Consider the following 21,296-nt stretch of genomic DNA (forward strand, 5'->3'; position numbering starts at 1 on the left):
CAGCGCCTGCAGCTCCTCTCTGTCCTTCCTGGCCAGCTTCACTGGCGTTGCATGACGACCTCGGCTCATGCCGCCAGGATAAACCATGCAACCAATTATTAAAAGTAATTGCGGGATGTCGTACTAGCTATCTCCATATTGTCGCTCTGCTCGATGTTGTATTCGCGCGAACGCCAGGCAGATTGAGAAACATCCGCACGCGTCATGCGTGAGTCAGATTGTTGCGTTTTTGTCTTATCTAAAATCTTTTATTTCGCGACTGGCGCGTCCATCCGGCCAAATCATTCGTTATCGATTTATCTCGATTTAAAGTCGGTCAGCGCGACGCTTGAATGCTTCGCTTAGCGCCTAATCCGCGCGATAATCCAAGGCTGTTTTGGATTTGCATGGAGCATGCACGTATGAAGTACCCCTTAATTGTACGGCGCGCCATGCTGCTCGCGGCCTCGTGTGCGCTGTTGCAGCATGGTGGCTTTGTGCTGGCAGCGCAAAGCGGCGAGGCCGCCCCTCTGGTCGGCACGCGGCCGGCCATGAACACACTAACGCCGCAGCCGGTCGCCGCGGCGCTGCGCAACGCGGCATCGAGCACGCCGGCTACCGCCGGCGATGCGCAAGGCAATGTCGCCGAACTGATACAGATGATTCACGACGCGAAGCTGAGCGAATTGCGCACCACATATAACGGCAGTTACGGCGCGAGTCTGTTTTTCTATCCGCAGGAAATGACGTACTACGTCGCGCTTTTCCAGGATAAGCATTTCTGGCGCGTGATCAAGTCGGGGGACGTAGGCCGCGCTGAAGCAATCTATGCCGGCTTCGTCCAGCAGACGGCGCAACTCGCGGACGTCGAGATTCGCCGCACGCAGTTGCAAGCGCAGAAGGCGTATATCGAAGACATCATCGCGTTGTCGGAAGATCGCGCGAAACGGTTGCAGGCCGATCTCGACGTCGCGCGCACGCAGCAGGCCAAGGTCAACGACTATCAGCGGCAGACGCAAGGTGAGGCAGTTGCGCTGAACGCGGAAAAGGAAAAGGCGCAGGCGCAGTTGCGTCAGGTACAGGGCGAAGTGATGCAGTTGCAGCGGCAAACCGAGTTCGGATTGCCAACGCAGAAGTAGGCGTATGAGCGTAAAAAAGCCCGGCCATCACATTGGCTGGGCTTTTTTTGCAACTCGACTTTTCGATAACGACGCGCTTACTTCGTGAACTGATCGGGAACCTCGGTCACGCGACGTTGCGACATGCGATTGATCCATTCTGTCTCGCTGGTTCCACGCGGATTGATCGACGAAGCAGGGCGCGATGGCGGCGCAATATTGCGCAGGTGAGTGGCGGCTGAAGTGGTCATCGACGCGTATTCGCCGGTGCCGAGTTGCGATGGCGCAAGTGGCGAATAAGGCCCCGCCGACGATGGCGCCGACGACGTTCGTTGTGCGATTGCCGGCACCGCGATCTGCGGCACTTCGTTCATCGGCGAGGTCCGTGGCAACTGCGATGGCAACTGCGGTGCCAACCACGTCGCGATGGTGGGCTGCGAACGGCGGTCGCTTCTTTCGTACAGGTTCGCGGCGTCTTTGCGTTGCTTATCCTGGCGGCGCGATACCTTCTTGCCGGCTGTAGCGCGCGCCGGCATTGCGTTGACTGGCGTGACGATTTCCGAAGCGGGACTTGCCGTGAAATCGCGTAGCGCAGCCGCGGCAAGTGCGCTCGGCAAAATTTCAGGCGATGTGGGTACCGATGCGGGTGCGGATCCAGACGCGCCTGCCACGTGCACGGGCGACGACGCGGCGCTCGGTGCAAGCACCGCTGCACGCTTGTCGGCGGTGGCATTGGGAACGACAGCTGCGTCAAACGAGTGACGAGTCGCCAGTTGCGCTTCCTGGCGGACCGGGACCTTGTCAGCTGGTTTGACATCGCTAATCGTGTGACGCTGCGCCAGATGACCGAACGCAACCCAGGCAAGCATCGCGGCGCCACCGAGCGCACAGGCGCCACCCGCTAGCGCACCCCAATGCACCTGTGCGCCGCGCGGCGAGGCAGGAGCCGCCGGCACGCTAACTGGCGAGAAAGGTGCGGCTTCGGCGGACATTCGCAACGATTCGTCGACGGGTGCGTCGAACACGGTTGTCGAGGGAGCAGCTGAGGTGAAACCTGATGACGCAGCTGGTGGCAAGCGCCGCGATTCCCACTGGCAGAGCGCGCGGATGGTCTCCGCATTCAGACAAAATGTACGTAACACGGCCGCATAGAGCGCCTTGAGTTCAGCCCTCAAACTGTACCCCGGCGGCAGCAGTGCCCAATCGCGGCCGAATGGCGGGGGCAGCAGGCGGCAGAGCGGCGACAGGCTCGGCAGCGCCATGGAGCCTTCGATCAGGGTGAGGGGGATGGTGGTCGACATCGGTTTCTTCGCAGCGCCTCGTAAAGGGGCCGCGGGCTGGCGGCTCAGGGGGCTCTGGCTTCGGAGCGATGCGTATGAAAGCGCGGTAGACAACGCTATAGGGAAACGCCGTACTCAGGTCGAGCACGCCGCCGCATGAGCGGTCACTGTGAAGCCATCGGGGTGTGGAAGATGATGCCTGGAAGTGGCCGAACTAACGATCGGATTGTTCCGAAAAAGAAGCGCCGTTCTGTCCTGAGTCGGCCGCGCTCTGGGCGACGATCAAACCAGGGCGCGCTTATCTCATCGATCCAGCCGGTACACATAGCGCAAAGCAGTAATATCCACGCCGCCGATCTGATCCGGTTCAGCGCCGACGAACTGCCAGCCGTGCCTCTCATAAAAGCCGATCGCCGGCGTGTTGCCTTCGAGCACGTAAAGGTACAACTGCGTCTCGCCTTGCGCGCGAGCCCAGTCTTCGGCAGCGCGCATCAACAGCTTGCCTGCGCCGATGCCCTGGTGCGCCGGCAACGCATGCAGGTTGTCGAGCAGGACACCCCACGCGGACTCCGGTTGCCGTTCGACACAGACGAAACCGACCGGCTCGCCTGCGAGCTCGGCGATCAGGACGATGCGGCGCTCGCTCCCCGGCGCGCGCAGGCGTGCTTCCCAATAGGCGGCGCGCTCCCGCGTAACTTCGCCGTCGAGGAACGCGTCCGGCAACAGGCCGCGGTAGGTAGCCTGCCAGCTGGTGCTATGGATCGAGGCGATCAGTGCTGCATCCGCGAGGGTCGCAGGACGCAGTGAAAGTGCGTGGGAGGATTGCATCGGGATGGTGGTCAACGGGAATTGCCTGTCTGCAAAAAGTCTACCGCATGGGTGAGCGGGCGTTGTCTGTAATGAAACTGTATGGAATGCGCGACAGTGCCATCAACGGTAACATTACGTGTTGCGGAGTCCGGGTATTTCACAACGTTTACCCTGATACCGCACGAATGCGTTCAGCATGAAAATGCAGCGCCCCCGGCGCGCGTTCCAAGAAGTCGCCTGTGGCATCCGCTTGCCGAGCGCAGTGGATCGATTCAACTGCCCGAGCGCCACCCGTCTGCGTGGCGACGGGCTAATAAGAGAATGTCATGTCTACTGCATCACACGCCACTTCCTCATCCAGAGAATCCAAGGTCAAGACAGTTTTCCGCGTGGTCAGCGGCAACTTTCTTGAGATGTACGACTTCATGGTCTACGGCTATTACGCGTCCGCGATTGCCAAGACCTATTTCCCGAGTGGCAACGAATTCGCCTCGCTGATGCTGTCGCTGTCGGTATTCGGCGCGGGCTTCCTGATGCGCCCGCTTGGCGCCATCGTGCTGGGTGCCTACATCGACCATCACGGCCGGCGCAAAGGCCTGATCCTCACCCTCGGCCTGATGGCGCTCGGCACCCTCACGGTCGCCGCGATTCCAGGTTACGCGACTATTGGTGTGCTTGCCCCGGCGCTCGTGCTGTTCGGCCGGTTGCTGCAGGGCTTCTCCGCCGGGGTCGAACTGGGCGGCGTATCGGTCTATCTGTCGGAGATCGCCACCAAGGGCAACAAGGGCTTCTATTGCGCGTGGCAGTCGGGCAGCCAGCAGGTTGCGGTGGTGTTCGCCGCGCTGATCGGCGTGTTCCTGAACAAGTGGTTGCCGGCTGACCAGATGACGGCCTGGGGCTGGCGCGTGCCGTTCCTGATCGGCTGCCTGATCGTGCCGTTCCTGTTCCTGATCCGCCGTTCGTTGCAGGAAACCGAGGAATTCAAGGCGCGCAAGCATCATCCGAGCATGGGCGAGATCATGAAGACGATGGCCGCGAACTGGGGCATCGTGCTGGGCGGGATGGGCATGGTCATCATGACCACCGTGTCGTTCTACATGATCACGGCCTACACGCCGACTTTCGGCAAGGAAGTGCTGAAGCTGTCGTCGATCGATACGCTCGTCGTCACCGTCTGTATCGGTTTGTCGAACCTGATCTGGCTGCCGCTCGCGGGCGCGTTGTCGGACCGCATCGGCCGCCGTCCGGTGCTGCTGGTCTTCACGATCCTGACTATCGTCACCGCGTATCCGGCGCTGCAATGGCTGGTTGCCGAGCCGTCGTTCGTTCGCCTTCTGGCGGTCGAACTGTGGTTGTCGTTCCTGTACGGCAGCTACAACGGCGCGATGGTCGTGGCGCTGACCGAAGTGATGCCGGTCGAAGTGCGGACCGCCGGTTTCTCGCTGGCCTACAGCCTTGCTACGACGATCGGCGGCTTTACGCCGGCTATCTCGACGCTGCTGATTCACACCACCGGCAACAAGGCAGCGCCGGGCCTGTTCCTGGGCGTGGCGGCGATCTGCGGACTGATCGCGACGCTGGTGCTGTATCGCACGCCGGAGTCGCGCAATCAGTATCGAACGGCTTAAGGGGCAGCTTAAGGTCGACCGTTTATCCGGACAAACAAAAACCCCGCGTTCTCACGAGCGCGGGGTTTTTTGTTGGGCGCCGCATAGGCAGCGGGTTTCGACGAGCCTGGTGTCGTTATCCGAGGCGCAATTCGTTTGCCACCGCCTCCACCACGTCGCCCCAATCGCCAGGTTGCGGCTGGCGTAGAAGCGTTGCGCCCGGATACCACGGGCTGCGCGTCTCGCCGACGAACCAGCGCCAATCCGCGGCGAACGGCAGCATCAGCCACAGCGGTTTTTTCAGTGCGCCGGCGAGGTGAGCGATCGACGTATCGATCGACACGACCGCGTCGAGCCGCTCTATGATCGCCGCGGTATCCGCAAAATCGCCAATCCGCCTATCCAGGCGATGAATCGACGCCGCGCGCGGATGCGCGTCGAGCGCCGCGCGTTCTTCGGCGCCCAGTTCAGGTTGCAGCACGATCCAGTCGATCCCTTCGAGCGCGAACAGCGGTGCGAGCGCGGCGAGCGGCATCGAACGGGTTTCGTTCTGCTGGATGCGTCCTGACCACGCAATGCCGATCTTGCGCTTCGCGTGACCGCCGAGCGAACCGCGCCATTTGCGGCTGTAAGCCGGCGGCGCGCTGAGGTAGGGCGTGCGGGCGGGAATCGTGTCATAGGTCGTGCCGAGCGCGAGCGGCAAGCTCAGCAGCGGGCATTGCAGATCCGCCGCTGGACGCGGTGCGCCTTGGGCGATCAAGGTCACGCGCCAGGCTTGCGCGGCCGGTGCAAGCAGCGGCAGCAGTTGCGGCTGCACTTCGAGCACGACGCGCGCTGCACGCTGCGCGGCCAGCGGCACGAAGCGCACGAATTGCAACGTATCGCCGAAACCCTGCTCGGCATGGACGAGGAGCGTGCGCTGTTCGATCGGCTCGCCGTGCCAGCGCGGCAAGGTCTGGATGACCGGCTGCGCGGTGGTTTGCAACCGCCATTCGTATTCCGGCAGCCCGCGCGCGAAATCGCGCAACGCGAGCCAGGCAAGCGCGCGGTTCATGTGCGCGGACGCAAGGTCGGGGCGCAAGCGCAGCGCCTGATCGAACGCCCGCACAGCTGCCGCGTGCGCGCCCAGCGCCTGATGTGCTGTGCCGAGACTCAGCCAGGCGAGCGCGAATTGCGGATCGAGGCCGACCGCGCGCTCGAGATACGGCAGCGCCTGCGCATGGCGGCCCAGTGCCGCGAGCGCGTTGCCGAGCCCGAAGATGGTGGGCGGCAGGTTCGGCTGCAAAGCAAGCGCCGCCTGGAAAGAGGCGACCGCTTCTTCATGGCGGCCGATGGCGTCGAGCGTATTGGCGAGATTGAAGTGCGCGGCGACGAACCGCGGTTCGACTGCGAGCGCCGCCTGAAAGCGCGGAATCGCCTCGTCCGCGCGCTCAAGCGCGTTCAGCGACATGCCCAGATTGTTGAGCGCGCCCGCATGCCCCGGGCGCAGTTCGAGCGCGCGCTGGAACGACGCAATCGCTTCCGTATGACGGCCGAGCGCGTGCAATGCATTGCCGAGATTGTTATGCGACGAGGCGTCGTCCGGTTGCAGCCGCAACGATTTCTCGAAGGCGTCGGCGGCGTCTTCGTGGCGGCCCACCGACGCGTAGGCATTGCCCAGGTTGTAGTGCGCCATCGGAAAGGACGGCGCAAGCGTGAGCGCATTCCGGAACTGTTCGATGGCGTCGTCGATCTGGCCCAGCGCCTTCAACGCGTTGCCGAGGTTCAGTTGCAGCGCGGCGTCTTCCGGGCGCAGGTTCACCGCGCGCCGCACGAGCGCGGCGGCTTCGGCGTGCTGGCCCTGCTGGTGGCGCAGGACGCCCAGCAGGTGCAACGCGTCGACGTGCACGGGATTGCCGTCGAGCGTCGCGCGGTAGCCGCGTTCGGCGTCGTCGAGGCGGCCGTCACGATGCGCCGCGAAAGCGCGGTCAAATACTTGTTGCATGACGGGGGGTGGCATTCGGATGAGGCAGAGGCCGCATTTTCCCACACTCGCCGGGCCGCCCTCCGATTTGACCTGTTGCCTCGATATATATAACATGTGAATACCTGTTCATATGTATGCCGAAGATGCCGCCTGCCATGGCTTCCACTCCCTTGTTTGTTAGCGTCGAAGACCGTCCGGTGGAGACAATCGTGCCGCTGGCCGACCTGTTTCGCCTGCTCGGCGACCCAACGCGCTTGCGCATCGTGCTGGCGTGCGTCGACGAGCGTCGCGCGGTCGGCGCGATTGCGGAAGGGCTGGGCTTGTCGTCGTCGCTGGTGAGCCACCATCTGCGGCTGTTGCGCGCGGCGCGGATCGTGCGCGCGGAGCGGCAGGGCAAGCAAGTGTTCTATCTTGCCGCCGACCGTCACATCAGCGCGATGCTGGCCGGCATGCTCGAGCATGTGGCTGAGCCTGCCGGCGAATTTCCCCTGGACCCGTCATGAAGAAAACCACCACCCCGAACCGGGGCGCCGACGAACGCGAGGACGACCACGCGCCGGTGTGGCTCGATGGGGAATTCGACGGAATCGATGGCGTAGATGCACAGATCGAGGGGAAAGAGCGCGGTGCGCAGGATCACGGAGCGCATGAGCGTGAGGCAGGCGCGCAGGGCGCACTCGAGCGCGGTTCACACGACCCCGACCACGCCCATAGCCACGACGCCGACCATGCTCACAGCCACGGCGCCGCCGACAGCCACAGCGCCGACAGTCACAGCGGGCAGGGCGACAGTGACCATAGCCACGGCAGCCACGCCGGCCACAGTCATAGCAAAAGCTCCCACGGCCACGCCGGCCACAGCCACGCCCACGCACCCGTCGCAGGCCACGGCCGTGCCTTCGCACTCGCCGTCGCACTGAACGCCGCGATCGTGGTCGTTCAAGCCGTCTACGGCGTGATCGCGCATTCCACCGCGCTGCTCGCCGACGCCGGCCACAATCTCTCCGACGTACTCGGCTTGCTGCTCGCCTGGGGCGCAACCTGGCTCGTCGCGCGCCGTCCGTCGGCACGCTATACATTCGGCTACGGCAGTTCGTCGATCCTGGCGTCGCTCGCCAATGCGGCGCTGTTGCTGTTCGCGTGTGGCGTGATCGTCGCCGAGGCAGTCGGACGCCTGATGAACCCGGCACCGGTCGCTGGACTCGTGGTGTTCGTCGTCGCGACGGTTGGCGTGGTCGTGAACGGCTTCTCGGCGTGGCTCTTCATGCGCGGCCAGAAGGATGACCTGAACATACGTGGCGCTTTCCTGCATATGGCCGCGGACGCTGCCATCTCGGCTGCGGTCGCGATCAGCGGTCTCGTGATTCTCTATACCAACTGGACGTGGCTTGACCCGGTGATGAGCCTGCTCGTGGTCGCGGTGGTTGTTTATGGCACATGGGGCCTGCTGCGCGATTCGGTGCGCATGGCGCTCGACGCCGTACCGCCCGGCGTCGACCTGCAGCGTATCCGCGACTATCTCGCCGGACAACCCGGTGTCACCGACGTGCACGACCTGCATGTGTGGGCCCTGTCGACCACCGGCAATGCGCTCAGCGCGCATCTGGTGATGCCGGCCGGCCATCCTGGCGACGAGTCGATCGACGGCATCGTCGTCACTCTTCGCGAACGTTTTTCGATGCACCACGCCACGCTGCAAGTCGACCTCGGCACCACCGAGCATCGATGCGCAATGGATCATCCTCACGATTGATGCAGCGCACCGTTGGGCGGATTATCGGCGGCGTACACTAGAACGACTTGCCGCCTCCGGAGTTCCGCATGGACGTCGCCGCTCACGATGCTTCGCCGGTGCTGATCGTCGGGGCGGGGCCGACCGGGCTCGCTGCGGCGATGAGTCTGGCGCGCGCCCACATTCCCGTGCGTCTGATCGACAAAGCGCTGCAACCGAACCCGTATTCGCGGGCCATCGGTATTCAGGCGCGCACGCTCGAACTGTTTGAACAACACCGGCTGATCGAGCCGTTTCTCGACCTCGGTCATCGTGCGCGCATCGCCAATCTTTTTTCCAATGGCATGCGTCTCGCGCGTCTCGACTTCGATCCGCTGCGCACGCGCTATCCGTATCTGCTGTTTCTCGATCAATCCGTGACCGAACGTGTGCTGACGGAGCACCTCGCCACGCTCGGCGTAACGGTCGAGCGCGGCGTTGAGCTGATGATGTTCGCGCAGGGTTCCGCCAGCATTCAGGTGACGTTGCGTCGCGCGGACGGCCATACCGAGACCCTGCGCCCGTCGTACGTGATCGCTGCTGACGGTGCGCATAGCACGATCCGTCACCGGCTCGGCTTGAGCTTTGCGGGCAAGACCTTCGAGCAGACGTTCCTGCTTGCCGATGTGCATGCCGAAACCGATTGGCCTGAAGACGAATTCCATATCTTCGCGTCAGGCGAGGGTCTCGTCGCGCTGTTTCCGATGGGCCATGGCCGTCATCGTCTGATTGCGGATCATCCGCTCGAACCGACCACGGTCCCGGAGTCGGCCACGCCTGCGGTGCTCGGTGAGCCGTCACTCAACCAGGTTTCACCGCCGTCGCTTGCTGAATGCGAGGCGCTGATCACCCGGCGTGTGCGGGAACGCGTCGACGTGTCGGAGCTCGCATGGTCGTCGTATTTCCATCTGAATAGCCGGATGGTGGAGAGGCTGCGCGTCGGCCGCATTTTCCTCGCGGGGGATGCGGCTCACGTGCACAGCCCGGCCGGCGCGCAAGGGATGAACACGGGCATTCAGGAAGCGTTCAACCTCGGCTGGAAGCTCGCGCGCGTTTTGAAAGGCGCGGCGCCTGACCGTCTGCTCGATACGTACCACAATGAACGGCATCCGATCGAGCGCGACGTGCTGCGGCAAACCGGCTTCATCACGCAGATGGCCGAGGCCGATCATGGACCGTTGAAGCTGCTACGCGAGCGCGTGATGCCGGTGCTGGCCGCACTCGGTCCGCTGCGCGATGCTGCGCGCATGACCATCAGTGAGTTGTCGGTGCAGTATCGGCGCAGTCCGCTGACGCTCGAACGCTTGCTCGACGGCGGCCCGCGTGCCGGCGAGCGGGCGCCGGATGCGCTGGTACATGTGGTGGATGGGCCGCTTGGCCGCGCGCCGGGCGTCGGTTGCATTTTCGATCTGCACGATCCGGCGTTTTTCTCATTGTTCCTGCTGGTCCCGCCGCTGCCCGTCGACGAAACGCCGCTCGATCCCGCCGCCAAACATGCGCCTACGCCGGACCCGGAACTGGAGCGACTGGCTGCGGAAGTCGAAAGATTGTTGCCGGGCGCGGTACGCATCTGGCGCGTGACCGATACGACCGGCGAGGGCGCCCCGGCGCTGTCCGAATCCTATGGACGCACCAGGCCGTCGTTCTATCTGGTGCGGCCGGACGGCTACATCAGCGCACGCGGGCGCACGGGTTCCGATCTGCACGGCCTGCTGCGGCATTGCGAAGCGTGGTTCACCGAGGGCGGTGTGATACCGGAGCAGGCAGCACTGTGAGATCGCCGGTGGGGTTGCCAACTGAAATGGCCGTCTGGTGGGCGCGTGAGGTGACCGTGCGAGGCGACCCATGTGACATGGGCCGCCTTATGCACGGCAGATGCGGAGTGAACGAACCCGCCTAAACCGTAGATGCTGCAGCCGGCGTCAGCCCGTCACGATGCTTGACGAGCGCTTCCCTGACGATGCCCGACATCTCGATGCCGCTCACATCCGGCTCATCGAGCGCGGCCAGCAAAGCGCGCCGCATGCGCGGCTCCCAGAAGCGGCGGATATGATCGGCGATGCCGGCGAGCGCTTCTTCGCGGTCCGGCATCGAATCGAAAAAATCGCCGATCCGGTTCGCCATGTCGATCAGATTCTGATTGTCCATGACTCGCCTCACTTACCCGACGTTGCGTTGGCCAGCTCACGCTGCTTCAGCAGATCGAGCTGCTCCGTGTTGAAGCGCGAATAATCCTGCTGCCATTGCGACGGCTGTTCGACCGGCATCACCTGCACCGCGGTCACCTTGTACTCGGGACAGTTCGTCGCCCAGTCCGAGCTATCGGTGGTGATCACGTTCGCGCCCGATTCGGGGAAGTGGAACGTCGTGTAGACGACGCCTGGCTGCATCCGTTCGGTCACTTTCGCGCGCAACACGGTTTGTCCCGCGCGCGATTCGATGCCGACCCAATCGTCGGTCTTGATGCCGCGTTCTTCCGCGTCATGCGGATGCAGTTCCAGCCTGTCTTCGTCATGCCAGCGCGAATTCTCGGTGCGGCGTGTTTGCGCGCCGACGTTGTATTGCGACAGGATGCGGCCCGTAGTCAGCAGCAACGGGAATTTGCGCGTGACCTTCTCAGGCGTGGCGATAAATTTCGTAATCACGAACTTGCCCTTGCCGCGCACGAAGGTGTCGATATGCATGGTCGGCGTACCGTCGGGCGCGTCCTCGTTGCACGGCCATTGGATGCTGCCGAGCTCGTCGAGCTTCCTGTACGACACGCCGTGGAACGTCGGCGTGAGACCCGCGATCTCGTCCATGATCTGCGACGGATGCGCATAGTCCATGTCATAGCCGAGCGCGCGCGCGAGCATCACCGTGACTTCCCAGTCGGCGTAACCCGGCACTGGCGGCATCACCTTGCGCACGCGCGAGATGCGGCGCTCCGCGTTGGTGAAGGTGCCGTCCTTTTCGAGGAACGACGAACCGGGCAGCAGCACATGCGCGTACTTCGCGGTCTCGTTGAGGAAAATGTCCTGCACGACGATGCATTCCATCGACGACAGCGCCGCCGACACGTGATGCGTGTTCGGATCGGACTGCACGATATCTTCGCCCTGGCAGTACAGGCCCTTGAACGTGCCGTGCACGGCGGCGTCGAACATGTTCGGGATGCGCAGGCCCGGTTCGGGCTGTAGCGTCACGTTCCATGCTTCTTCGAACAGCGCGCGCGTGATCGAATCGCTGATATGGCGATAGCCCGGCAGTTCGTGCGGGAACGAGCCCATGTCGCACGACCCCTGCACGTTGTTCTGACCGCGCAGCGGATTCACGCCGACGCCTTCGCGGCCGATGTTGCCGGTGGCCATCGCCAGATTCGCGATGCCCATCACCATCGTCGAGCCTTGCGCGTGTTCGGTGACGCCGAGGCCGTAGTAGATCGCAGCGTTGCCGCCGGTGGCGTAGATGCGTGCAGCTTCGCGGATGGAGGCGGCGGGCACGCCGGTGAGTTCCTCCGTCGCTTCCGGCGCATTCTCGGGCAGGGCGACGAACGCACGCCATTGCTCGAACGCGCGCGTTTCGCAGCGCTCGGCGATGAACGCTTCGTTCAACAGCCCTTCGGTCACGATCACGTGCGCGAGCGCATTGACCACCGCCACATTGGTGCCGGGACGCAATTGCAAATGATGCGACGCCTTCACGTGCGGCGTATCAACGATATCGATGCGGCGCGGATCGACGACGATCAGCTTCGCGCCTTCACGGATGCGGCGCTTCATCCGCGAACCGAACACCGGGTGGCCGTCGGTCGGATTCGCGCCGATCACCATGATCACGTCCGCCTTGTCGACCGAGGCGAACGTCTGGGTGCCGGCGGATTCGCCGAGCGTGGTCTTCAGGCCGTAGCCGGTCGGCGAGTGGCACACGCGCGCGCAGGTGTCGACGTTGTTGTTGCCGAACGCGGCGCGCACGAGCTTCTGCACCAGATACGTTTCTTCGTTCGTGCAGCGCGACGATGTAATGCCGCCGATCGAATCGCGGCCATACTTCGCCTGAATGCGGCGGAATTCTGACGCCGCGTAACTGAGTGCTTCTTCCCAGCTGACTTCGCGCCACGGATCGGTGATCTTCGCGCGGATCATCGGCTTGGTGATGCGATCCTTGTGCGTTGCGTAGCCCCATGCGAAGCGGCCCTTCACGCACGCGTGACCTTCGTTCGCCTGGCCGTTCTTGTGCGGCACCATCCGCACGACCTCGCTACCCTTCATCTCGGCTTTGAACGAGCAGCCGACGCCGCAATACGCGCACGTCGTCACGATTGAATGCTCAGCCTGGCCGAGCATGATGACGGTCTTTTCCTGCAAGGTCGCGGTCGGGCACGCGGCGACGCAGGCGCCGCACGACACGCACTCCGATTCCATGAACGGCTTGTTTTCGCTCGCAGCGACGCGCGATTCGAAACCACGTCCGGCGATCGTCAGCGCGAACGTGCCTTGCGTTTCTTCGCACGCACGTACGCAGCGATTGCAGACGATGCACTTCGACGGGTCGTACGTGAAGTACGGATTCGATTCGTCCTTCTTGTCCTTCAGATGGTTTGCGCCGTCGAAGCCGTAGCGCACTTCGCGCAGGCCGGTGACGCCTGCCATGTCCTGCAATTCGCAGTCGCCGTTGGCGGGGCAGGTCAGGCAGTCGAGCGGGTGATCGGAGATGTACAACTCCATCACGTTACGGCGCAGCGACTGCAGACGATCGGTTTGCGTGCGCACTTTCATACCGGCTTCGACGGGCGTCGTGCACGAAGCGGGGTAGCCGCGCTTGCCTTCGATCTCGACCAGACACAAACGGCATGAGCCGAACGGCTCGAGCGAATCGGTCGCGCAGAGTTTCGGCACGTTGACACCGGCTTCGGCGGCGGCGCGCATCACTGACGTGCCGGCCGGAACCGTCACCGCCTGTCCGTCGATTTCCAGTGTGACGTCGACATCGGCATGGCGCTCTGGTGTGCCGTAGTCGGTATCGTCGAAAAACGAATGAGGCGCACGTTGTTGCGCTTGGGCTTGCGATTTGCACGCGCAGTTGCCGGAGCCGCAGCCGCCGGCAGGGGAGTTGAGCATGTCGGACATGTGAGGCTCCTGGGTCAGGCCGCAGCCGCTTTGGGTGCGTGATCGAGACCGAAGTCTTCGGGGAAATGGTCGAGCGCGGACAGCACCGGGAATGGCGTCATGCCGCCCATCGCGCAGAGCGAACCGGACACCATCGTGTCGCACAGATCGCGCAGCAACTGCACTTGCCTCGTGGAGGTGTCGCCGTTGCGGATCCGTCCGATCACCTCGACGCCGCGCGTCGAGCCGATCCGGCACGGCGTGCATTTGCCGCACGATTCGAGTGCGCAGAAGTGCATCGCGTATTGCGCGAGTTCGGCGAGATTCGACGTGTCGTCGTGCACGACGATGCCGCCGTGGCCGACCACTGCGCCGACTGCTGCGTACGCCTCGTAGTCCAAGGGGATGTCCCACTGGCTTTCCGGCAGATAGGTGCCGAGCGGGCCACCGACCTGCACCGCGCGCGCGGGCCGGCCGCTTGCCGTGCCGCCACCGTAGTCGAATAGCAGTTCGCGTAGCGTGACGCCGAATGCCAGCTCGACCAGACCGCCTTGCTTCACATTGCCCGCGAGCTGGAACGGCAGCGTGCCGCGCGAACGGCCCATGCCAAAGTCTGCGTAGAACGCCGCACCGCGCGCGAAGATGATCGGCACCGTCGCGAGCGTGATGACGTTGTTGATCACCGTCGGCTGGCCGTAGAGGCCGACCAACGCCGGTACCGGCGGCTTCGCGCGCACGATGCCGCGTTTGCCTTCGAGCGATTCGAGCAGCGCGGTTTCCTCGCCACAGACGTAAGCGCCCGCGCCCTTCGCCACGAACAGGTCGAAGCGATGCGCCGCCGAGCCGAGCACGCTGTCGCCGAGCCAGCCGGCGGCGCGCGCTTTGGCGATTGCGGCTTCGAGCGTCGCAATCGAGTGCGGATATTCGCTGCGCACGTAGATATAGCCGACCGTCGCGCCGGTCACGACGCCCGCGATGATCATCCCTTCGATCAGCACGTACGGGTCGCTTTCCATCACCAGACGGTCGGAGAAAGTGCCGGAGTCGCCTTCGTCCGCATTGCAGACGATGTATTTCTGCGCCGCTTTGGCGCCGCGTACCGTGCGCCATTTGATGCCGGCGGGGAAGGCTGCGCCGCCGCGGCCGCGCAGGCCAGATTCGATCAGCGCTTCACAGGCGGCGTCGCCGTCTGTTTGCAGCGCGTTACGCAAGCCTTCGAGGCCGCCGTGGGCGACGTAGTCGTCGACGGAAAGCGGATCGGTGATGCCGATGCGTGCGAAGGTCAGGCGCTGCTGCTTCTTCAGATACGGTATGTCATCGACCACGCCGACACGGCGCGCGTGCTCGCCGCCTTCGATAAAGCCGGCGTCGAACAGCGCTGCAACGTCGCTCTCTTCGACGTTCGCATAGCCGATGCGGCCGTCAGCCGTCGCCACTTCGATGAGCGGCTCGAGCCATAGCAGGCCGCGCGAACCGTTGCGAACCAGTTCGATTGCAATACCGCGGCGTGCGGCTTCAGCTTCGATCGCTTGAGCGAGTGCATCCGCGCCAAGCGCCAATGCTGATGAATCACGGGGAACATAGATGCGCGTCATGCTGCGACCTCCACGCATTTGCTGGCGGCTGCGAACAACGCGTCGAACTTTTGCGGCGTGACCCTGGCGTGCAAGGTACCGTTGAGCATCATCGCCGGGGAGAGGGCGCATTGGCCGAGGCAATACACCGATTCCAGTTCGACCGTCGCGCCATGCCGATGCTCCGCATCAAACCGGCAGCCGGTGTGCGCCTCGACATGCTGGGCGAGCGCCTCGGTGCCCATGCTGCGGCATGCTTCGGCGCGGCACAGTTGCACCGTGACGGGCGCCGCGGGCTGCGTGCGGAAGTGGTGGTAGTAGGTGATGACGCCGTGTACTTCCGCGCGCGACAGGTTCATGGCACGCGCGAGAGGCGCCACCGTGTCGGGCGGCACGTAGCCGAGTTCGTCCTGAATGGCGTGCAGTACCGCTAGCAGCGACATGCCCGGCTGCGCGTGACGTTGCACGAGCTGGTCCGGCGCGATGGCGGTGGAATCGTCCAAGTGGGGGCTCCTCCAAAGTCATATATGCACTTGTAATTCATAATACGTGCACTTATGCTTCGTATATTCGATATGGGATAGCTGAACAATAGGCGGGTGATACGCCTCGTGCAATAGGAAGCAGTTGAGCATATATGATCAGAATCGAGTGTCAGGCGCAGCTGGTTGTGAAAGGCCCGGATGGCCGCGAGGCCAGCCTGTCGGACGTGGTGCCGCTGCTTGCGCTAGTGGATGAATCCGGCAGCATCGCGCAGGCAGCGACGCTTAAGGGTTTGTCCTACCGTCACGCGTGGGGTTTGTTGCGCAGCATTGAGGAGCGGTTGGGTGGTCCGCTGATCGCGAAGGAGCGTGGGCGCGGCTCGGTGCTGTCCGAACTCGGGCAGGCCGTGTTGCGCGCGCAGCGTCTGTGTGGCGAGCGGCTCGACGGCAACATGCAGGCGCTCGCGAGCGAAGTCGCCAGTGAACTGAACCGCTGGCTCGCGCCACGCTCCGACGACGTGCGGATCCACGCGTCGCACGGTTACGCCGTGGCGGCGCTGGTCACGGCGCTGGTCGCGAACGATCTGCCGGTCGATATCAAATACCGCGACAGCGCGGACGCGGTGAGCGCGCTCGCCCGCGGCGAATGTGATCTGGCCGGCTTCCACCTGCCGCTAGGCGAGTTCCGCGCGGCATGCGCCGATACGTATCGGCGTTGGCTCGATCCGCAGCGTCACGTGCTCGTGCATCTGACGCGGCGCAAGCAGGGCCTCTTTCTCGGTAAGGGCAATCCAAAGCGAATCGACGGCTTGAGCGACCTGGCGCGCGACGACATTCGCTTTGTCAATCGTCAACCCGGTTCCGGCACACGTATGTTGCTCGATCTCGCGCTACGAAAAATCGGGGTCGATCCCGACCGGGTCAACGGTTATGCGTCGACGGAACTCACGCATTCGGCGATTGCGGCGTTTGTGGCGAGCGGCATGGCGGATGTGGGTTTCGGCGTTGAGCCGGCGGCGCATCACTTCGGGCTCGACTTCATTCCGATCGTCGACGAAGACTATTACTTCGCCTGCGACCGCGCCCGGCTGGAGCGCACGCCGCTCGCCACGGTGATCGGCTTGCTGCGCGGCGCGGCGTTTCGGCAGAGCGTCGATCAACTCGAGGGTTACGATCCGCGCGACTGCGGCAAGCTGCTCGACCTCGATGTGGGGCTTGGCCCAACTACGCTGTAAGCGACTGTAAGCAAAATGGTGCCGTCGCCGCTGCGTGAGGCGTTTGTTTGGGATAATCTCTAACCTTCCGCTTACGCCTTAACCGCGCGCTGTGCCGCGCTGAATCGATATGAAAGTTCTTCTTCACGTATGTGCTGCGGCAGCAACGGCTGGTGTGCTTCTCGCCACTGGGTCGGTGGCTTTCGCGCAGAATTCCCCGGGCGTGCCGGGCGGTATCTTGCAAGATCAGTTCCGTCTTGCCGAACATCCGCAGATGCCGTTTGCGGCGTCGGCGCCCTCGGACAAATACCAGTCCGACAAAAAGTCGTCCATGCGCAAGCGCGGCGACAACGGCGATCCGAACGGTTGTAATTTGCAGTGTCCTAAAGACGAGTAAGCGCGAGTCAGCGTTTTCGGGTTTCGCCTTTGTGTTCGGCTTTTGTGTTCCGCTTATTTGTTCGTTTGAAACGCCGGCTTGCAGCCGGCGTTTCTCGTTGATGTGCGTGGGTACGCGTGGGTGCGTTTGATCAAGCCTCTCGGCTCCGGCCCCGTCGCTCAGCGGCTATCGGTTAAGGCTTTGCCGCGTGCCACATGTCCTTGAAGCCATCTCCCTTCATGTCTCCCGCCTGCTTGTCCGCCGCGTAGCGATACAGCGGATGGCCTTTGTACGCCCATTGCTGTTTGCCGTCGGCGGAAGGGATGACCGTCCAGTCGCCTGACGGCTTGTCGGACGGGCTCGCCATGGCCGCTGGCCAATTGCTCATGCAGCCGCCGGTGCACGCGCTCACGCCGGGCGTGGTGTCCTTGTCAAAGGTATAGAGCGTCATACCGTCCGCAGTGACGAAGCGGCCACCGACGATCTTCGGGGCTTCGGCAAAAGCGGCCTGTTGCAGTGCGAGGAGAGTCAGCGTGGAGAGGCAGAAGAGTGTCTTGCGCATGATGTCGGCTCCTGATCTTGGTATTGGTCTCGCGCGGAACGCGGTGTACGGATGTGCGTGGGGAATGAACGATTGAAGGGATGCGTTTATTCCCTCGGCTTCGCGCGGAAGCCCAAAGCGACACACCCGGACGGGTCGCAACGGCGCACGGTTTTAGATCCAGCTTTCCTGATTGGGTCAGCGAACACGGCTATGCGCGAGACCTTGCCGAACGTGCGCTCGCGCATACGGTCGCCAACAAGGTTGATGCGGCCTACCATCGGACTGAGCTGCTCGAACAGCGACGGCCGCTGATGGAAGCGTGGGCGAAGCACGTGTGCAACCAGTGACGGTTGCCCGAAACAGCAGGCGGCGCGGCAATTTGATCAGCGCGCTGCCCACACCCCATATTGACAACACTAGCGCGAAGATCATCAACTACGCCTAGCTTGCCCCGTGCGCTCTCGCTTTATGGCATCTTCGACCTCACTCCATACATCGGCAAGTCGGAGTCGATAGTACAGGACGCTCGCCTCGTAGCTAATCCTGCGAATGAGCGATCTCTCTTTGGATGACAGTAAAGAGTTTATCTGGCTTACAACCCAAGCCGAATCAGCCAGCCCAGACCGCCGGAGCAGGCGTCAACATATTGGGGCCACAGACGGGGGCAACCTCTCGAAAAAATATTTCCTTTAAGACATTCATCGGAAAGCGACTGATTTGAGCGGCTTCGCGGTCATGGTCTATTTCGTTGTCTACGAAAAACTCCGACATGACAACCCATATGAATTCTTGCTCAGCTTTTCCTACCGGATTTTCCATGCCTGAAATTCCCTTACCTCATCCATATAGACGTCGTAAGCAGCGCCAGTAATCGTTGCTCCTGCCGTCGACCCGATGATTAGAACGGCGATAGCACAGAACGGCGCTCCCGGTCCACAAACAGAGGACACAGCCAGGGCCGCCAAAGCACCTCCTATCATGCCACCCTCAATAACCGTCCCTTGCCTTGCTGCTTCACCGACCTTATCGTCTGCCGTCACAATTTCGTATCCGGCAAGCGCCGCCGTTACCAAAATGCCGACCTTGCCCGCAACCCTTAGCCTGGCGGTTTTTGCAGTTATTTTTACGTTGTTTCGCCCAGCAGCCTCGATGACTGCGTAATACGCTCGATCCCTTTCAGCATCGGTCAGGCTGCGAAAGGGCTTAGAAAAGAGTCTGTCCGACTATCTGTCCAAAAGGGTTTCTAAATGAAGTCCCTGCGCCTTCTTCACCTGCGCAAATGGCAACGCTTGAGGCGAAGTTATTTTTCGCGTCTCCTCCATGATTTGATTTCGCATGGTTTGACAAAACGAGGCACCGTCTGCAACGGACATCCTTCCTGAATCAACTTCTTCTTGGACCATTTTGCTCACCCGACGGATGCCATCCGCATAACGGGCACGAACACTCGCATCGCTGATTGCATTGCTAGAAAAATATAGTCCTGCGGCCTCGAATGAATCTCGGGCAGATTGGAGAATGTTGCTGTTTAGGGAATGCTCTTGCTTTGTCTGATATGGCCCGCTGTACACCGTGTTTGAATTCGTTTGGTTGTCCGGCATTGTTCACCCCATGATTGCGACAGAAGAGCATCGGTTACCGCAGCATAGCTCCCGGAACTGCCACCAAGCAGCAATTCGACTCGGCTGCATGCGTTGCCCTCTATCCGATCAAAACGAACCGTGTTGTCCGAGTCAAAAACTCCGTACTCCACAGAACCATCCGCAAAATACGCGGCGCAACGCAAGCCCTCACAACTGACGGATTCACGCAATACAAACTTGATCCAGTGACCGGAGTCGCTTGTAACAAGAGCAGAATTATTGCCCACGCTGCTTGCACCCGCCGAGCCGTGGTTCGAGGTGAGAAAGTATCCCGGATTGCTGCCAACGATTACCCGGTTCTTTCCGCACGGGCAGAGTACCGAATCACCGTCAACAACAACGTTGCGCCCCTTGTCTGAGATTCCCTTGCCCGTTCCGAATATCCTATGGGTCCCCTTGCAGTTGCCGCACGTCGCCACGTCACCATCCAGCGCGAGCTTTTTGCCGTGATCGGCATACCCGGTTGAGGAACCCATGACACGACCGCCCGTGGTCGTCCGGTCATCGTCCCGTACCGTAGCCTTACGCATGGTTAGGCCCTCTGTCCGTGTCGCCCATATATGCCAGAGCATGCCCCTGCACATAGACCCCGCTCGTTGTTCGACTCACACGCCCACCGCACGGCGTGCGCGCACCAATGGTCGCAAACAGATACGTCGTTGCTTCTTGTTGCTTATCTGACATTTCCGGTTTTCCGTTTTGAATGAATCGTCGCAGGCAACGTCTCGTGCGAGCGCGCCTCCTGCGCCCTAGGGTTTGCGCAACAGCCGGATATACAAACCCAAAGTCAATCATCCGCAAAGCCGGGGTGGAGGGATATCAGACAAGTTCGAAAGGCGGGACGGCTACTCGAACGGCATCCGTTTTTTGATGCGGCGCAACCGCCGCTGCTGCCGTTTTTCCGCGCGCAAGATTGCCGCCTCATCGCATGAACGTAGCTTCACGAAGTGGTTAACCTACGCTTGCGGACGTATTCCAGCCCCCCGGTTCCTGCCGGTGTTCTAGCGCCGCGCAACTGGCTGCAGCCCGCTTTGATTAACTATCAAAGAATCAAACGAACGGAAACGCCGAGGAATAAGCGCTTTTCCTTTCCCGCGAACCGGTATTTGAAGCGCCACCACTGGCTCTCGCTAGGGACAACTTCCAGGTACAGGCCGCCACCGTCGAACGACCGAACGGGTTTATTAGCAGGCGTCGCAGTGCGGATTGCGGGATCGATGAGGGGCATCGAGGGCAACTCCGAGAAGGGGTACGTTCGTTGCCTCCCCAAAAATGCCCCCGGATGTCAATTGGAGAAGGTGGGCGAAGCTGGCAACAAAAAACCCCGAGAGCCTTACGCTATCGGGGTTCTTGGTAAAACTTTGCTGCCACTTGCAAGGTGTTTGGTGGAGGCGGCGGGAATCGAACCCGCGTCCAGAAGCACTCTACGACTAGTTCTACATACTTAGTTCTGTCATTTGATTTAACCACCACGACGCGGACGAACACGCTGCGTGACGGCGATTCACTAGGTTTTCGACCCGGGCGTCGTGACGCCGCCAAGGCTTAACTGACGTATATGACCTCTGTCGGTATTGCTACCGGTCTTGCGACTCTAGCCCGTCAGTGAACTAGGCAGAGGACGGCGGCCCTTAGGCTGCCAGTGCGAACGTTTCGTCGTTTGCAGTTACGTTTTTCCCATTGATTAACGAGGTGACGGGTCCTCGGTATGCCCTAGCCGCTTCGCAACCCCTGTCGAAACCAGGTCGCCCCCACGGTTCGTTGCCCCAAATGTCTGGGCCAGCGTAGATTTTACAATAGTTTGACGGCCGCGTCCTGGCTGATTGCCTTGTTGCCTTGCCGTCC

18 protein-coding genes, 1 other RNA gene and 1 pseudogene are annotated in these 21,296 nt (G+C 62.2%); 8 read left to right on the forward strand and 12 right to left on the reverse strand.

Features of this window, described 5'->3' with window-relative positions; genetic code table 11:
• The first annotated feature begins 401 nt into the window (after positions 1-401).
• On the forward strand, positions 402-1,118 hold the full coding sequence (locus GNZ12_RS36340; protein ID WP_172316836.1) for a DUF2968 domain-containing protein: 717 nt from the start codon (positions 402-404) through the stop codon (positions 1,116-1,118).
• 77 nt (positions 1,119-1,195) lie between these two features.
• Here GNZ12_RS36340 and GNZ12_RS36345 read toward each other — a convergent pair whose 3' ends face one another.
• Positions 1,196-2,398, reverse strand: coding sequence for a hypothetical protein (locus tag GNZ12_RS36345; protein ID WP_172316838.1), 1,203 nt, complete (start codon positions 2,396-2,398; stop codon positions 1,196-1,198).
• 282 nt (positions 2,399-2,680) lie between these two features.
• Positions 2,681-3,205 (reverse strand): GNAT family N-acetyltransferase, encoded by a 525-nt coding sequence (locus GNZ12_RS36350; protein ID WP_172316931.1) that lies wholly within the window; start codon positions 3,203-3,205, stop codon positions 2,681-2,683.
• A 308-nt stretch (positions 3,206-3,513) separates the two neighbouring features.
• Here GNZ12_RS36350 and tcuC point away from each other — a divergent pair, with 308 nt between their 5' ends.
• The gene (gene tcuC, locus GNZ12_RS36355) at positions 3,514-4,815 is read left to right on the forward strand and encodes an MFS transporter (protein WP_172316840.1); all 1,302 of its coding nucleotides are present in this window, start codon (positions 3,514-3,516) and stop codon (positions 4,813-4,815) included.
• Between the two features lie 115 nt (positions 4,816-4,930).
• Here tcuC and GNZ12_RS36360 read toward each other — a convergent pair whose 3' ends face one another.
• Positions 4,931-6,778, reverse strand: coding sequence for a tetratricopeptide repeat protein (locus GNZ12_RS36360; RefSeq protein WP_172316842.1), 1,848 nt, complete (start codon positions 6,776-6,778; stop codon positions 4,931-4,933).
• 137 nt (positions 6,779-6,915) lie between these two features.
• Between GNZ12_RS36360 and GNZ12_RS36365 the strand changes: the two genes are divergently transcribed.
• The 3 genes from GNZ12_RS36365 to GNZ12_RS36375 all read left to right on the forward strand — a co-directional run bounded on the left by GNZ12_RS36365 (position 6,916) and on the right by GNZ12_RS36375 (position 10,306).
• Positions 6,916-7,263 (forward strand): ArsR/SmtB family transcription factor, encoded by a 348-nt coding sequence (locus GNZ12_RS36365; RefSeq protein ID WP_120305045.1) that lies wholly within the window; start codon positions 6,916-6,918, stop codon positions 7,261-7,263.
• Positions 7,260-8,513: a cation diffusion facilitator family transporter gene (locus GNZ12_RS36370; protein WP_216673502.1), complete on the forward strand. Its 1,254-nt coding sequence runs from the start codon at positions 7,260-7,262 to the stop codon at positions 8,511-8,513. The genes GNZ12_RS36365 and GNZ12_RS36370 overlap by 4 nt, the downstream gene beginning before the upstream one ends.
• Before the next feature lie 68 nt (positions 8,514-8,581).
• Entirely contained in the window at positions 8,582-10,306 is a 1,725-nt protein-coding gene (locus GNZ12_RS36375) for an FAD-dependent monooxygenase (RefSeq protein ID WP_172316844.1), read from the forward strand.
• Between the two features lie 121 nt (positions 10,307-10,427).
• On the opposite strand, the gene GNZ12_RS36380 is transcribed toward GNZ12_RS36375, so the two are convergent.
• From GNZ12_RS36380 to GNZ12_RS36395, 4 genes are read right to left on the reverse strand one after another with little or no spacing between them, the layout of a single operon-like run.
• Complete coding sequence (locus GNZ12_RS36380; protein ID WP_172316846.1) at positions 10,428-10,679, reverse strand: formate dehydrogenase subunit delta; 252 nt, start codon at positions 10,677-10,679, stop codon at positions 10,428-10,430.
• Between the two features lie 8 nt (positions 10,680-10,687).
• Complete coding sequence (fdhF, locus tag GNZ12_RS36385; RefSeq protein ID WP_172316848.1) at positions 10,688-13,639, reverse strand: formate dehydrogenase subunit alpha; 2,952 nt, start codon at positions 13,637-13,639, stop codon at positions 10,688-10,690.
• Positions 13,640-13,653: 14 nt separating this feature from the next.
• A complete protein-coding gene (locus tag GNZ12_RS36390) occupies positions 13,654-15,213 on the reverse strand; it encodes a formate dehydrogenase beta subunit (RefSeq protein ID WP_172316850.1) in 1,560 nt (519 codons plus the stop codon).
• Positions 15,210-15,695 (reverse strand): NAD(P)H-dependent oxidoreductase subunit E, encoded by a 486-nt coding sequence (locus tag GNZ12_RS36395; RefSeq protein ID WP_172316852.1) that lies wholly within the window; start codon positions 15,693-15,695, stop codon positions 15,210-15,212. Before GNZ12_RS36395 ends, GNZ12_RS36390 begins: the two co-directional genes overlap by 4 nt.
• 134 nt (positions 15,696-15,829) lie before the next feature.
• On the opposite strand from GNZ12_RS36395, the gene GNZ12_RS36400 reads away from it, so the two are divergent.
• Together GNZ12_RS36400 and GNZ12_RS36405 are read left to right on the forward strand one after the other, a co-directional pair.
• Complete coding sequence (locus tag GNZ12_RS36400; RefSeq protein ID WP_172316854.1) at positions 15,830-16,909, forward strand: substrate-binding domain-containing protein; 1,080 nt, start codon at positions 15,830-15,832, stop codon at positions 16,907-16,909.
• 109 nt (positions 16,910-17,018) lie between these two features.
• The gene (locus tag GNZ12_RS36405; RefSeq protein ID WP_172316856.1) at positions 17,019-17,285 is read left to right on the forward strand and encodes a hypothetical protein; all 267 of its coding nucleotides are present in this window, start codon (positions 17,019-17,021) and stop codon (positions 17,283-17,285) included.
• Positions 17,286-17,457: 172 nt separating this feature from the next.
• Here GNZ12_RS36405 and GNZ12_RS36410 read toward each other — a convergent pair whose 3' ends face one another.
• Complete coding sequence (locus GNZ12_RS36410) at positions 17,458-17,826, reverse strand: COG4315 family predicted lipoprotein (protein WP_172316858.1); 369 nt, start codon at positions 17,824-17,826, stop codon at positions 17,458-17,460.
• A gap of 80 nt (positions 17,827-17,906) precedes the next feature.
• Between GNZ12_RS36410 and GNZ12_RS36415 the strand changes: the two genes are divergently transcribed.
• On the forward strand, positions 17,907-18,155 hold the full coding sequence (locus GNZ12_RS36415) for a hypothetical protein (protein ID WP_216673503.1): 249 nt from the start codon (positions 17,907-17,909) through the stop codon (positions 18,153-18,155).
• 262 nt (positions 18,156-18,417) lie between these two features.
• Here the strand turns inward: GNZ12_RS36415 and GNZ12_RS36420 are convergent, their stop codons facing one another.
• The 4 genes and pseudogenes from GNZ12_RS36420 to ssrA form a co-directional block, all read right to left on the reverse strand.
• Positions 18,418-18,627: a DUF7079 family protein gene (locus tag GNZ12_RS36420; RefSeq protein ID WP_172316860.1), complete on the reverse strand. Its 210-nt coding sequence runs from the start codon at positions 18,625-18,627 to the stop codon at positions 18,418-18,420.
• A gap of 709 nt (positions 18,628-19,336) precedes the next feature.
• Positions 19,337-20,035, reverse strand: coding sequence for a PAAR domain-containing protein (locus tag GNZ12_RS43995; protein WP_328806117.1), 699 nt, complete (start codon positions 20,033-20,035; stop codon positions 19,337-19,339).
• A 479-nt stretch (positions 20,036-20,514) separates the two neighbouring features.
• Positions 20,515-20,679 (reverse strand): annotated as a pseudogene (locus GNZ12_RS36430) (Arm DNA-binding domain-containing protein); the annotation flags it as partial.
• A 155-nt stretch (positions 20,680-20,834) separates the two neighbouring features.
• Positions 20,835-21,204, reverse strand: a transfer-messenger RNA (tmRNA) gene (ssrA, locus tag GNZ12_RS36435).
• Positions 21,205-21,296: the final 92 nt, after the last annotated feature.

This window comes from Paraburkholderia solitsugae, from assembly GCF_013177695.1.
Taxonomy (GTDB): domain Bacteria; phylum Pseudomonadota; class Gammaproteobacteria; order Burkholderiales; family Burkholderiaceae; genus Paraburkholderia; species Paraburkholderia solitsugae.

Bases quoted from the DNA above. Each gene is read 5' to 3' on its own strand.
- GNZ12_RS36340 (WP_172316836.1), top strand. From the start codon at position 402: ATGAAGTACCCCTTAATTGTACGGCGCGCCATGCTGCTCGCGGCCTCG.
- GNZ12_RS36345 (WP_172316838.1), bottom strand. From the start codon at position 2,398: ATGTCGACCACCATCCCCCTCACCCTGATCGAAGGCTCCATGGCGCTG.
- GNZ12_RS36350 (WP_172316931.1), bottom strand. From the start codon at position 3,205: ATGCAATCCTCCCACGCACTTTCACTGCGTCCTGCGACCCTCGCGGAT.
- tcuC (WP_172316840.1), top strand. From the start codon at position 3,514: ATGTCTACTGCATCACACGCCACTTCCTCATCCAGAGAATCCAAGGTC.
- GNZ12_RS36360 (WP_172316842.1), bottom strand. From the start codon at position 6,778: ATGCAACAAGTATTTGACCGCGCTTTCGCGGCGCATCGTGACGGCCGC.
- GNZ12_RS36365 (WP_120305045.1), top strand. From the start codon at position 6,916: ATGGCTTCCACTCCCTTGTTTGTTAGCGTCGAAGACCGTCCGGTGGAG.
- GNZ12_RS36370 (WP_216673502.1), top strand. From the start codon at position 7,260: ATGAAGAAAACCACCACCCCGAACCGGGGCGCCGACGAACGCGAGGAC.
- GNZ12_RS36375 (WP_172316844.1), top strand. From the start codon at position 8,582: ATGGACGTCGCCGCTCACGATGCTTCGCCGGTGCTGATCGTCGGGGCG.
- GNZ12_RS36380 (WP_172316846.1), bottom strand. From the start codon at position 10,679: ATGGACAATCAGAATCTGATCGACATGGCGAACCGGATCGGCGATTTT.
- fdhF (WP_172316848.1), bottom strand. From the start codon at position 13,639: ATGTCCGACATGCTCAACTCCCCTGCCGGCGGCTGCGGCTCCGGCAAC.
- GNZ12_RS36390 (WP_172316850.1), bottom strand. From the start codon at position 15,213: ATGACGCGCATCTATGTTCCCCGTGATTCATCAGCATTGGCGCTTGGC.
- GNZ12_RS36400 (WP_172316854.1), top strand. From the start codon at position 15,830: ATGATCAGAATCGAGTGTCAGGCGCAGCTGGTTGTGAAAGGCCCGGAT.
- GNZ12_RS36405 (WP_172316856.1), top strand. From the start codon at position 17,019: ATGAAAGTTCTTCTTCACGTATGTGCTGCGGCAGCAACGGCTGGTGTG.
- GNZ12_RS36410 (WP_172316858.1), bottom strand. From the start codon at position 17,826: ATGCGCAAGACACTCTTCTGCCTCTCCACGCTGACTCTCCTCGCACTG.
- GNZ12_RS36415 (WP_216673503.1), top strand. From the start codon at position 17,907: ATGCGTTTATTCCCTCGGCTTCGCGCGGAAGCCCAAAGCGACACACCC.
- GNZ12_RS36420 (WP_172316860.1), bottom strand. From the start codon at position 18,627: ATGGAAAATCCGGTAGGAAAAGCTGAGCAAGAATTCATATGGGTTGTC.
- GNZ12_RS43995 (WP_328806117.1), bottom strand. From the start codon at position 20,035: ATGTGCAGGGGCATGCTCTGGCATATATGGGCGACACGGACAGAGGGC.